At 62.3% G+C, this 13,058-nt stretch carries 5 protein-coding genes; 3 read left to right on the forward strand and 2 right to left on the reverse strand.

Features of this window, described 5'->3' with window-relative positions:
* Positions 1-6: 6 nt before the first annotated feature.
* A complete protein-coding gene (locus ACZ5RT_RS15240; RefSeq protein WP_464453019.1) occupies positions 7-2,088 on the reverse strand; it encodes a PAS domain S-box protein in 2,082 nt (693 codons plus the stop codon).
* A 6-nt stretch (positions 2,089-2,094) separates the two neighbouring features.
* The gene (locus ACZ5RT_RS15245; RefSeq protein WP_464453020.1) at positions 2,095-6,132 is read right to left on the reverse strand and encodes a YhdP family protein; all 4,038 of its coding nucleotides are present in this window, start codon (positions 6,130-6,132) and stop codon (positions 2,095-2,097) included.
* Between the two features lie 67 nt (positions 6,133-6,199).
* Here ACZ5RT_RS15245 and glnE point away from each other — a divergent pair, with 67 nt between their 5' ends.
* The 3 genes from glnE to ACZ5RT_RS15260 all read left to right on the forward strand — a co-directional run bounded on the left by glnE (position 6,200) and on the right by ACZ5RT_RS15260 (position 13,056).
* The gene (gene glnE / locus ACZ5RT_RS15250) at positions 6,200-8,944 is read left to right on the forward strand and encodes a bifunctional [glutamate--ammonia ligase]-adenylyl-L-tyrosine phosphorylase/[glutamate--ammonia-ligase] adenylyltransferase (protein ID WP_464453021.1); all 2,745 of its coding nucleotides are present in this window, start codon (positions 6,200-6,202) and stop codon (positions 8,942-8,944) included.
* 267 nt (positions 8,945-9,211) lie between these two features.
* Positions 9,212-11,839 (forward strand): TonB-dependent receptor plug domain-containing protein, encoded by a 2,628-nt coding sequence (locus tag ACZ5RT_RS15255; RefSeq protein ID WP_464453022.1) that lies wholly within the window; start codon positions 9,212-9,214, stop codon positions 11,837-11,839.
* A gap of 101 nt (positions 11,840-11,940) precedes the next feature.
* Positions 11,941-13,056, forward strand: a complete 1,116-nt coding sequence (locus ACZ5RT_RS15260) for an efflux RND transporter periplasmic adaptor subunit (protein WP_464453023.1) — start codon at positions 11,941-11,943, stop codon at positions 13,054-13,056.
* Positions 13,057-13,058 lie beyond the last annotated feature (2 nt).

Below are 13,058 nucleotides of genomic sequence, written 5' to 3' on the forward strand. Positions count from 1 at the left end.
GCGATTTTAGGCGGTGTGTGTGGTTTGACTGCCTGCTGCGGGCAGCGTGAAACGGAACACGGTGCCGACGGGCTGGTGTGGTGCGAACTCCAGTTGGCCCCCATGTTGTTCGACCACGGTGCGGCACAGGCTCAGGCCCAGGCCCATGCCTTCGGGTTTGGTGGTGAAAAAGGGGTTGAACAGCTGGGCCGCCACATCGGGCGCAATGCCTGCGCCCAGGTCGGTGACAGAAAACGCGACGCCCGCATGCTCCTGCCCGGGCGCAGCCAGTTGCACCTGCAGCACCAGCACCCTGTCGCGGCAGTGTGGCGAATCCATGGCCTGCATGCCGTTGCGTGCCAGATTCAGCAGAACCTGCTCGACCATGGTGCGGTCACACCACACGTCAGGCAGTCGGGCGTCCACCCGCATGTGCACGCGCACCTGCAGTTTGCGCGCTTGCAGGTTGACCAGCGGGGCAATGGCGTCCAGCAGGGCCTGCGGCTGCACGGCTTCGCGGGCCTGGTCTCGGCGGCGCACAAAGTCGTGCACGCTGTTGATGACGCGCCCAGCCCGCTCGGCCTGTTCGGCAATGCGGCGCAGGGCCATGTGCACATCGTCCAGGGTCTGGGGCTCGGCTTGCGGGTCTTTGAGCAGGTTGAGCGAGCCGTTGGCATAACTGGCGATCGCGGCCAAAGGCTGGTTCAGCTCGTGGCTGAGCAAAGACGCCATCTCGCCCACGGTGGCCAGACGTGCCGTGGCTTGCAGGCGGTCCTGGCTGGCCCGCGAGAGCTCTTCGATGCGGCGCTGCTCGCTGATGTCGATGACCGCGCCCATCCACCCGGTCTGCTCGCCCTGCACGCTGATCAGGGGGGCCTCGATGATCAGCACTGGAAAGCGGGTGCCGTCCTGGCGCATGAAGACCGATTCAAAACCCTCTCTGGGTGATGCATTGCCCGCCATGCGGATGGCCTGACGCTGCTGGTATTCGTCCACCATTTCGGGGGGCCAGTAAGGCATGGGGGCGTTCTGGCCGATCAGGGCCTCGGCCTCCCAGCCCACCATCTGGCAAAAGGCCGGGTTCACATAGGTGATGCGGCCTTGCAGGTCGCGTGCACGCAAGCCCGTGACCAGGGAGTCTTCCATGGCTTTGCGGAAGGCCAGCGCATCGGCCAGGTCGCGCTCGGCCTTCAGACGCCTGCGGGCGTCCTTGGTCAGCAACACCATCACCGTGATCAGCGCGATCGACATGCCCGTGACCAAGGCCGTGAGCACATTGGGAAACAGGTCCGGTTCGCCCCGCCGACCGTCCATGCGCAGCAACAAGGTGTTCCCCGGCAAATCCACCAGTTGCTGGCTGGTGAAGACCCGTCGTTCACGGCGCTGTGCACCCGCAATGGCCAGCCGTGTGCCGTCCGGTTCGACAAAAGACAATTCGTTTTTGCGCCCAAAAGTGCGGCCCAGGCGCTCGGTCAACAGCTCCTGCAGGCTGTAGGTCACGACCGTAGAGCCCACCCACTCCCCGTTTTGTGAGATGGGCAGGCACAGCTCCATCACTTCGATGCCCAAGCCGTCGCTTTGGGGCAGGAAGTAGGTGCTGGAGTAAGCGGGGCCGTTCAGGCGCCTGGCCCGCTGGCAGGCTTGGCTGGCCTCGTTCAGGACCTCGTTGCGCGAAATGCGCTCAAACGCAGGTGCGCGCAAGGGCGAATCGGCAAACGCTTGCAATTGCCAGGTTTTGTCGCGCCACTCCACGCGCAACCAGTCCCGGTTGTCACGCAGCAGCGCCAAGGCTTCGGGTTGCCAAGTGGCGGAAGCGAAATGCCCCGATTGCAAGGCTTGCAAAGCCTGCACTTGCCGCGACAGGCTGCTGCGCAAATCACTCACGGCGTCTGCGGTGTCGCGCTCCAGCTCGGCCTGCACCTGACTGGCCTCATAGCGCCCGGCCAGCCACACCAGCGTGGCCAGCACGGCCAGCACCAGCGCGATCAGCGCCGCCCACAAGGAGCGCCGCCCGGACCCCCAGGGCAAGGCCTTGTCGAGTTGGGCGCTGATCCGGTTCAGTTGTCTTTGCCATGCGGCCATCAGGCGCGGGGTGCCGAGTGTGGTCATCGGGCTTCAGGGCGGTGTGTTGGCTGCAGGTGGGGCCTTGCCATCGCCCGTGCTGCTGACTTTGGTGACCCGCGGGTCGGCCCAGCTGCCATCGATGAAAAACTCCTGGGTGTTGGCTTTGATCAAGGGGTTTTGCAAGAACAGCTGCGCCAGAAAAGCCGTGAGGCCGACCACGGGGTTGACCGCAATGCCCGCCACCAGCGAGGCCGTGCCCGCGTCGAGTGCGGGCAAGATCACCACGCGCAGTTTTTGGGTTTCCTGGGCGATGTCGGCCGAGCCATCGAGCTGCACCAGCGCGTTCACGCCCTTGATTTGCATGTTGCGCGTGTAGGCAATGCCTTGAGCGATGCTGACGTCGCCACGCACCGAATCAAAAGCAAAGCCTTCGGAAAAAACATCACGGAAATCCAGCAGCAGTCGCCGCGGCAAGGCTTGCAGGCTCAAGACCCCCAGCAATTTGGCTGCCCCCGCATCGGCTTTGAGGAACTGACCACGGCCCATCTTGACGGCAAACTGGCCCGACATGCTCGGGTAATGCAAGGCCAAGGGAGAGCCTTGCCAGCTCACGGTGCCTTCGAGTTGCCCCGTGCCGCCACGCAAGGCGTTGGGCGTGCCCAGCCGCGTGAGCAAGGCGCCCGCGTCGGAAATGTCCAACTTGAAATTCATTTCGGTTTTGCGCTGCGAGCCGCCTTCGGCAGCGGTCAGCCAGCGCCCGGTGCTGCGAAAGCTGGCCTCGGGGACGGTGATGTTGAATTTGTTCAATTGCCACTCGGGGTTGGCTTTGATCCGGGTTTTGGGCTGCTCGGTGTTGAGGGCTTCGATCTCGATGCGCCCGAGCTTTTTGCCGCGCAGCTCCAGCTGTTCCACCACGATGTCCAGAGAGGGCAAATTGACCGGGGGCGCTTCGAGCAGACCCTCCACTTCGGCCACACTGGATGGTGGCAAATTCAGGCGCGACAGGCGTGCAAACAAGTGGCCCAGCTGGTCGTTGCCGGGTTGGCGGTAGACCACGTGGCCATTGAGCTCGCGGGCATCGACGTTGACGCGCCATGTGTTTCCCTCGCGCACACCGCCTGCCACCACCTGGTGCAAAGTGCGGTCATCGGCGGTGAGTGTGTTGGCCTGCAGGCCGATGCGCGTGGGGCTGTAGGCTGTCCAGGCGGTTTTGCTCGTGGCTTTCTGGCTTGCTGCGCCCAGGTCGGCGGGCAGCAGGCTTTGCCAGTCGTCAACCGCAAAACGGTCCAGCGCCACCGAAGCGCTGACGCCTGTGGCAGGTAAGGCTGGTGCTTGCGAAGCTGGCAGACCCAGGGTGAGGCTGCCCCGCAGGACCACGGCTTCCGGACCTGACAGATCTCGCACATACAGGGCCGATGCCACGGTGCCCCATTCGAGCTGCAGTTGGTCGCGCAAGGTCGCGCCAGACCCCTGCACACGTGTGCGCAGGGTGACGGGCATGCTGACATTCGCCGCCTTGCCCAGAGGCGCGGGCAGTTTCAGGGCCAGGCCTTCGAGCGGGCTTTGCAGTGTGAATTCGGGTTGTCCTTGTCGCCAGCCCAGTTGCGCGCTGTAACTGGTGGCGCCCGTGGCGTGTTGGGCCCAGGCGTTGAGCGGGCTGATCTCTTTGGCCTGGCGAAGTCCTTCGGCTGTGATCTGGCCTTGGGCGCGCAGTTGCAAGGCGCTCTCGTTGGTGGCCGCGCCTGGGTTGGGCCGCATGCCGCCCTCGATCCGAACCGGCCCACCCAACAGGCGCGCTTGTGTGCCGCTCAGGCTGAAACCGGCTTCGCTGAACTGCACCGTGCCCTGGAGCTTTTCCAGCAGGGGTGTGTCGGGCGTCATGCGCACATCGTTGCCGCCCAACACCACGGCGCCTTGCAGCTTGGTGTTTTGGGGTGTGAGCAGGGGCACGGCCAGTTTGAAGCGGGTTTGCACATTGCCCGTGGCCTGGGTTTGCCGCAAAGCGCCTGACAACATCGCGTCCAACGGTGATTTCTGAACCAGCGTCAGCACTTGTGCCGCGGGGCCTTTGTTTTCGGCAGAGACATTCAGCACCGGGCTGTGCAACATGTCGGGGATTTCGGCTTGGCCTGCGGTCAGGCCAAGGCCCGTGCGGGGATCGCCTGCACGGGCGCTGGCGTCGCTGAGTTTCATGCCCAGGTGGTCAAAGACGAGCTGACCGGTCAGCTTGTGCAGCCGCGGCCAGGGCAGGCTTTTGGAGGGCAGCAAAGCTGCAGGCAGGTAATCCAGTTCCACGTCCTGAATGCGCCCAGCAAACCGGAAATCGCCCTCTTTGGCGTTGGCAAAGGGCAGCTTGGCCAGGTCGCCCTTGATCTTGACCTGCACGTCTGAATAGACCCCTTTGACCACCGCGTCCCGCACATATTGGCGCACGTTTGCGGGCAGTGTCAGGGGCAGGTAGCGGTGCGCCTGCGCCGCGTTGGCCTGCTTGATCTTGCCTTGCAGGTCCAGTGTGCCGGGGCCTTGGCCTTGGGGGGCGGGATGCCATTGGCCCTGCCATTGGCCTTGCAGGTCCGCGTTGGTCAGTTCAAGTTTCCAGTCGGGCACGTGCCACTGTGAGTTCTCGCGTTTGAAAACCGCTTGCGCGTGCAAAGACTGCACACGCACCTCGGGGTCTTCCAGAATCCCCGGCAAAAACACGGCCCCGTCAGCGCCCATGTTCAACTCAATTCGGCCACCATCCTGGTTCAATTTCAGCTGGGCTTGCGCACCTTGCACGCCCGGCCAGCGGGTTTGTTTTTCACCTTGGCGTGTGGTCGGCGGTGGCAGTGACAACTTCTGCAAGGTGACTTGTCCGTCATAGCGCTGAGGCGTTTGCCAATCGCCCTGCCAACGCCATTGCAAGGCCTCGACTTGCCCGCTGACGGTTTGCTGTTGCAGGCGTTGACGCCACACGTCTGGCAAAGGCATGCGCAAGGCCACTTCGCGCAGCGCCAACAGGTCCAGGTGATCGGCTTGCAGTTGACCGCTGGCCGCGTTTTTGCCTTGTGGGTGGGTGTAGGTCAGCGCGGCATTGCCGCCAGGCCAGGCCAGGCCCTGGTCGCTGACAAAGGCCAGGTGCTGTGTCGAGACCTCGAAGCCCAGCGGGCTGACCCGGCCGCCCAAACGCCCCGAGAAACGTTCAAAGGTCAGCGGTGCTTCGTTCTGCGCCCAGGCGGTTTGCAGACCTGTCAGATGGACATCGGCCACGCCGCCAGCCCACTGGCCGTTGTTCACGTCGTTCCACAGACGCAAACTGCCTTGACCCGAGGTGATCTTCACGCCTGCAGGCAGGTACGGCCCGAGCCGCGCCACATCCATCTGTGGCAAGTAGGTGTAGACCTGACCCGTCCAGTCCGCCCATTGGCCCGGGTGGATGGACAACAGGTTGCGTTTGAAGCGGCCTATGGTGACAAAGCGTTGGCCCCAGTTGTCGGGGGGGGTGGCGTCCAGCCGGACATCGTGGTGCCGGGCCGAATTGCGCAGCACCAGGTCCAGATCGCGCAGCGACACGCTGGCAGACGCCGGGTCTGTTTGCACAGGGTTGTGCGGTGCGTTCTCGCGGGTCCAGTGCAACGTGCCGCCGCGCACAATGACCTCGCGCTGTGCGAACAACCAATCGGCGGCGGCGTTGTCACCGCCTTTTGGCGGCGTCCAATCGAGTCCGGCCACGCGCCAGCGTCCATTGGCCATTTGCCGGACATCGAGCTCCGGGCCGTCCAGCACCAGTTGCTCCAGCTTCAAGCCCAGCACGGAGCGCACACTGATCGCGATCATCACCTTCGGCAGCCGCAAGGCGGTGCGGCCCTCGGGGTCGAGCAGTTCGATGTTGCGCAACTCAAATGAGGGGACCCAGCCTGTCGATTCGGCCGAGATTTCACCAATCCGCACCGGAACCCCGATGGTTTTCTGGGCCAAGCGCTCCAGCGCGGGGCGGTGTGTGTCGATTCGCGGCACAATCCAAAAATGCAAGGCAGTCCAGGCCATGCCCAATGAGACGCCCAGCACCAACAGGACCCAGGCCACGACCCGCATCAAGCGGGACAGCACGAGGGTCAAGCGGGGAAAATGGGGCAAAGACGGCACAAACATTTGAATCAGAAAGTCAGCAGGAATTATGACCCGCAGCCAGCGCATGGACGAGGCACCCGCCCCAAATGATGTCAGTCCGGTCGATTTGCCCTTGTATTCACGGTTTCTGCAGCGTTTGCACCGCCGCTATCCTGCCGAGTTGCCTCTGTTGCCACCTGGCCCCCCGACCCGAGACAGCCTGAGCGCGGCCTACGCCGCCCTGCAGGCCAAAGGCCTGGACACCAGCGCCGCCTTGCGGGTGCTGCGCCAGCTCACGCTGGAGCGCCTGGCCTGCTTGGACTGCAGCCGTCAAGGCGATTTGGCGGTGGTCACCCACGGCATGACCTGGTTGGCCGAAGTCACCCTTGACATCGCCTGGCGCCAAGTCATGGCCGATCTGGATGCCCTGCACGGCGCACCCACCAAGGTCAACGGCGAGCGGGCCGAGATGTGGATCATCGGCATGGGCAAGCTGGGCGCCCGTGAGCTGAATGTGTCCAGCGACATCGACCTGATTTATGTCTACGACGAAGACGGCGAAACCCTGGGCAACAGCGAAGGCCGCAACAAGGTCTCGTGCCAGGAATACTTCACCCGCGCGGTCAAGCGCATGTACGCCCTGATCGGCGATACCACCGAGCACGGCTTTGTGTTCCGGGTGGACTTGGCCTTGCGCCCCAACGGCAACTCCGGCCCCAGCGTGGTCTCGCTCGATGCGCTGGAAGAGTATTTGCTGGTGCAAGGCCGGGAGTGGGAACGCTTTGCCTGGATGAAAAGCCGTGTGGTGGCCCCCCGCAGCGCGGTGGTCAACGGCTCGGCGCAGGCGTTGCGCGGCGTGGTGCTGCCTTTCGTCTTTCGTCGTTACCTGGATTACAACGTCTTTGAGTCGCTGCGCACGCTGCACCAGCAAATCCGCGACCACGCGTCCAAACGCAGCGCGGGCCACCCCGAACGTGCGAATGACGTGAAACTGTCGCGCGGCGGCATCCGCGAGATCGAATTCACAGTGCAGCTCTTGCAGGTGGTGCGCGGTGGGCAGTTCCCCGAGTTGCGCACACGCCCCACGCTGGACGCCCTGCAGCGTGTGGCCAAGGCCGGGCTCATGCCGCAGGCCACGGCCGATGCGCTGGGCGCGGCGTATGTGTTTTTGCGTCAGGTGGAGCACCGCATCCAGTACCTGGACGACCAGCAAACCCATGTCTTGCCGACCCGCGACGAAGATTTGGGCTGGATTGCACAGACCTTGGGTTACGCCGATGCCTCTGCGTTTTTGAGCGACCTGAATGGGCACCGCGAGGTGGTGGCGCAAGAGTTCGACACCTTGCTGGGCGGTGACCGTGAATGCAAAGGCTGCAATGGCAAGAACGGCAAAAACAGCCGTGAACATGCCGAGCTGGATGCTGTGCTGGGTGACTTCAGTGGCCCGGTGCGTGAGCGCCTGGCCCAGTGGGCCGACAACCCGCGCGTGCAGTCCCTGCGCGACGACGCCCGGGGCCGCCTGATGCGCCTGCTGCAACGCACCGCCCAGTGGCTGGACGATGGGCGCGTGAGCGAAGCAGCCGTGTTGCGCATGGCCGACTGGATCGAGCCGCTGCTGCGCCGCGAAAGTTATTTGGCCCTGATGCTGGAGCGCCCCTCGGTGCACGAACGCCTGCTGCGCCTGCTCGGTGCGGCCAAGTGGCCCGCCCGTTATTTGCTGCAACACCCGGGCGTCATTGACGAGCTGGCCGGGGGTAATTTGTTCAGCACCCGTTTTGATGCCGCCGAATTCGAGGGCGAGTTGCAAGCCCGCCTGGTGGCGCTGCAGCGCACGGGCGAAGACGACGAGGAAAGCCTGCTGAATTTGCTGCGCCGTGCCCACCACGCGGAGCAGTTCCGCACCCTGGCGCGTGATGTGGAAGGCGTGCTCACGGTGGAGCAAGTGGCCGACGACCTGAGCGCCCTGGCCGATGCGGTGCTGCGCGTGACGGCCCGCTGGTGCTGGAGCCGCCTGAAAACCCGCCACCGCGAAGAACCGGCCATTGCCATCATTGGCTACGGCAAGCTCGGCGGCAAGGAGCTGGGTTACGGCAGCGACCTGGACATCGTGTTCGTGTACGAAGACGAGGACGAACGGGCACAGGAAATCTACGCCGCCTATGTGCGCAAACTCATCAACTGGATGACGGTGAAAACCGCCGACGGTGACCTGTACGAGATTGACACGGCGCTCAGGCCCAACGGCAACTCGGGCCTCTTGGTCACGCGCTTTGAGGCTTATGCCGACTACCAGCAGCAGCGCGGCAGCAACACCGCCTGGACTTGGGAGCACCAGGCCATGACCCGCGCCCGCTTTGTCATGGGCTTGCCCGGCTTGGCCCCGCAATTTGACACGGTGCGCCATGCCGTCATCAGCGCCCCGCGCGATGCGGTCAGCCTCAAGGCCGAAATCGTGGCCATGCGCGACAAGGTGCGCCAGGGCCATCCGGTCAAGGCCGAGCGCTTTGATGTCAAGCACAGCCCCGGCGGCATGGTGGACGCCGAGTTTGCCGTGCAATACCTGGTGCTGCTGCACACCGCCGCCCACCCCGAGCTGGCCGACAACGTGGGCAATATCGCGCTGTTGCAACGGGCCGAAAAAGCCGGACTGTTGCCCACAGGCGTAGGGCAAGCTGCGGCCAATGCGTACCGCGAAATGCGCCGCGTGCAACACCGCGCCCGCCTGAACGAAGAGCCCACCGATGTGCCACTGGAACAGCTTGCGAGCGAGCGCGAGGCGGTGTTGGCGCTGTGGCGTGGGGTGATGGGCTGAGGAGGCCTTCGTCATGCCCGCGCACACGGGCATCCATCTCTGGTATGCCCTCAGGCCATGGAGCCCCAGCATGGCCTCGATGGCCCGGAGACCAACCCCAAATCGATCATGGTCTTTCCCCCTCAAAAAGACGCATTGGCGACGATTGGGCCTAAAAGTATTAATATCTAGCGCTTTTAACGCCTGATTTATCAGTTTTCAGGATGCAATAACGCCCCGGATATGAGCAAACATGTCTTGCGGGCTGCAAGCCAGAGGATGCCGCCCATGCCACAGCACTTCATCAAACCCGGCGCTGATTGGGGAAAAGCCTCGGCTGTGGGCGCATCGCTCGCGATTTGTGTGGCTTGTCCTGCATGGGCTCAAACGACAGTGCCAGCCACTGCTGGTGTGACGGCAAGCAAAGTCGAGCTGACTTTCCCCGATGTGGAAATCACGGAAAAAAGCTTGGAGTTCCGCCAATTTGAAAAAGTGGAAATCACCGGTTCGGCCATTTTGGCCAAAGAGGCCAAGCAAGCCTTGCCTCTGCAGATTCTCGACCGCCGTGACATCGAGCGCAGCGGGGCCGCTTCGCTGCCCGAATTGCTTCAGAGGCTGCCGCTGATGAGCAATTTTTTTGAGTCCGGTACCGTCACAGGCACTGTGGCTGGTGGACCTGAAGCAGCGGCCATTCACGGTAACCAGGGCGGCACTTTGGTCTTGCTGAACGGCCGACGACTGCCCTATTACGGCAGCCAGGCCATCATGATCGATCGTTCGGTGGTCGACCTGAACTTCTTGCCCTTGGCGGCGGTTGAAAAAATCGAAATCCTGACCGATGGCGCGTCCAGCCGCTACGGTTCGGATGCGGTCGCAGGGGTCATCAACGTGATCACCAAAACCGATATTCAGGGCCTGAGCGTTGGTGTGGAAGCAACTGTGCCGCAAGACGGACATGGCCACAGCAAAGGGGTCAATTTGTCATGGGGCAAAGGTCGACTGCAGCGCGACGGCTACAGCTTGCGTGCGCATTTCACGGCGCAGAAAACCGAAGCCGTGTTGGCCAAGCACCGTGAAGTGTCCAGCCAAGGAGCCAGGTCTATGCAAATAGATGGAAAGACTTGGTGGCTGACGCAAAATTACAGTGCATACAGTGCCCCTGCGAAAAACTATCTGGACGCCAATGGGGACTTGAAAAACACCTACTACCTTCAAACCGGTCAATGTGAGCCAGGCTGGTATGAGCTCGGACGCGGACAGTGCTTCACCAACACCCAGGGTGAAATGACCCTTTACCCAGAGGTCAACAAACAGTTGCTGTACCTCCAAGGCGATCGGATGCTGGCCAATCGCTGGGTTGTTTTTGCAGAAGGTCTGCTGGGCCAACAAAAATTCAACACGGTCGCGGGTGGTGACTACAACACCAAGGATGTCCTGGGCCCCGATGGCAACACCTATTTGTTGGATATTGTTCCATTGGGCTTAATGAGCCGACAGCAGTACGTCAATCACATCGGAAATATCGCATTGGGTTTACGTGGCGAGCAATATGGTTGGGATTTTGTGACCTCTGTGTCATCTGGCCGACATCGCGTGCGGCGAGATTACATCGGCGGCGCGGTCACGAATGGATTTGCTGCTGCAACGTTGCCCCCCGAGATTGTGGGGCAGCACCCTTCCCAATATTCAGCAGACACGCTGGCGTTGCTTCGGCAGTACCAAGGACCGGAAAAAGAGTGGCTGGACGATGCGTTTAGCCAGATTGACAGTTTCAACTTCCTGGCCAGTCGGGAATGGATGGAAACAGACTATGGCCCCGCCAGTGTGGGTGCTGGCCTGGATTGGCGGCGTGAGCGGGTTTATTACACAGCACGCGATAAGGAAACACGTCCTGGATTTGATGCCAGTCGCTTGGTCTGGGCCGCTCATCTGGAGCTGTCTTCACCTGTTGGCCCGCACAGCGAAGTGACGGCCGCTGCGCGGTACGACCAGTATTCAGATTTTGGAGGGGTGCAGACAGCGAAACTGGGGTGGAAATGGCAACCGGAAAGGGCATGGCTTTTCAGGGCTTCGGTGGGCACCGGTTTTCGTGCCCCCAACATCGCTCAAATGGTCCCCATCAGCAGCACCATTGCCGGATACATGGATAGTTTTGGCAATGAAATTAGCGTCAAAAGCGGGGGAAACCCCATGCTTCGGCCAGAAAAATCGCTCCAAAGAAATCTGGGCTTCCGTTATGAGCCCAATCAACGCTGGAGTTTGGGGGCAGACCTGTGGCAGCTCGATATTCGGGATACTTTTGGTTATTTGACCATCGAAGAAATTCTGAACAACCCTGGTTTGAAAGCCAAGTTTTTTGACCAGCAGTTGTTGACCCAAACCAACCAAAATCTGGGTCGCAGTGTTAAACGGGGTCTGGATTACGACATCCATTGGCGTCAACCCACCGATCTTGGCCGTGTCCGGACGAGTCTGAAAGGCGTGTACATGTTGAAGTCTGCCAAGGAAGATGCGGTGGACCGTACCTGGGTTTCGAACATCGGTACGCACACCAGTCACTTTCTGACCACAGCCCGGCACCAGTGGTCTTTGACATCCATGCTCGAACGTCCCCAGTGGGTGGGGGGCTTCACGTTGCATTACAAAACCGGTTACGACCTCGAGACGACGTTGTACGACAAGGATAACAATTGGCGAAATGAAACGACGCGAGTTCCTGGACATTGGACACTGGATTTGTTAAGCCGCTGGCAAATCCAGCCCAAACTGACGCTGAGCGCCCATTTGATCAACGCCACCAACCGCATGCCTGCCCTGCGAATGGGAATCCAAGACAATGCGTTATTGGGTGTAGACACACGTTACGCCAATTACATGGGACGCAACCTGCAGCTGAAGCTGGACTACAAGTTCTGAGCTTTTGAAGCCGCGGGTGCGATCACCCTCGGTATCTGCCGGAAAACCCGTGCCGCTAAACTCTCTGCACGCTGTTTGGGCGTGCAGCCAAGAGAAGAGTCATGAAAAAAAGCGGTGTTGGGGCATGGGCATGGGCATGTGCCTGGGTTTGGGTCATTGCGGTACCTGTGGCCTTTGCCGCGGAAGACAACAAAACTCCTGCTGCCGCCAAACCCTCCCTCACGGTCACCGTGACCATCCCCCAAACAGCCAGCCTGACCCAAAAAATCAGCGCCAACGGCAACCTGGCCGCCTGGCAAGAAGCCGTCATCGGGGCCGAGGCCAATGGCCTGAAGATCACCGAGGTGCGCGTGAACGTGGGCGACCGCGTGCAGCGCGGCGATGTGTTGGCGGTTTTGCAGGCCGACACCTTGCGGGCCGAGCTGGCGCAGGCCGAAGCCGCCCTGGCCGAGGCCACGGCCAGCGCCCAGGAAGCCAAAGCCCAGGCCGAGCGTGCCCGCAGCCTGCAGCAGCAAGGCTTTTTCAGCAACGCACAGCTGAGCCAGGCGCTGGCCGCCGAGGCTTCTGCCGGGGCCCGCGTGCAGTCCGCCCGCGCCATGGTGCAGCTGCAAAACGTGCGCTTGTCTCAGACGCAGGTGCGCGCGCCCGATGCGGGCGTGATCTCGGCTCGGCAGGCCACGGTGGGCAGCGTGGTGGGTGCGGGCACCGAGTTGTTCCGCTTGATTCGCCAGGGCCGCATCGAGTGGCGTGCTGAAGTGACCGCTGCCGAGATCGGCCGCATCCAGGTCGGCGCGCCCGTGCAAGTCAAAGCGGCCAGCGGCCAGCTGATGCAAGGCAAGGTGCGCATGGTCGCGCCCTCGGTCGATGCCCAAACCCGCAACGCTTTGGTGTATGTGGACCTGCCCGCACAAACCGGCAGCGCCCGCGCAGGCATGTACGCCCAAGGCGAGATCGCGCTGGGCCAAAGCCAGGCCCTCACCGTGCCACAAAGCGCGGTGGTGGTGCGCGACGGTTTCAGCTATGTCTACACCGTGGGGGCCGACCAAAAAGTCAGTCAGCTCAAGGTGCAAACCGGACGCCAAAGTGCAGACCGCGTGGAGGTGACCAGCGGCCTGAAAGCCGATGCGCGGGTGGTGGCCAGCGGTGGTGCATTCCTGAACCACGGCGACACGGTGCGTGTGGTGGATGCCCCGGCAGCCACACCCGCTGCCAAATAAAG

Source organism: Limnohabitans sp. TEGF003 (assembly GCF_055395455.1).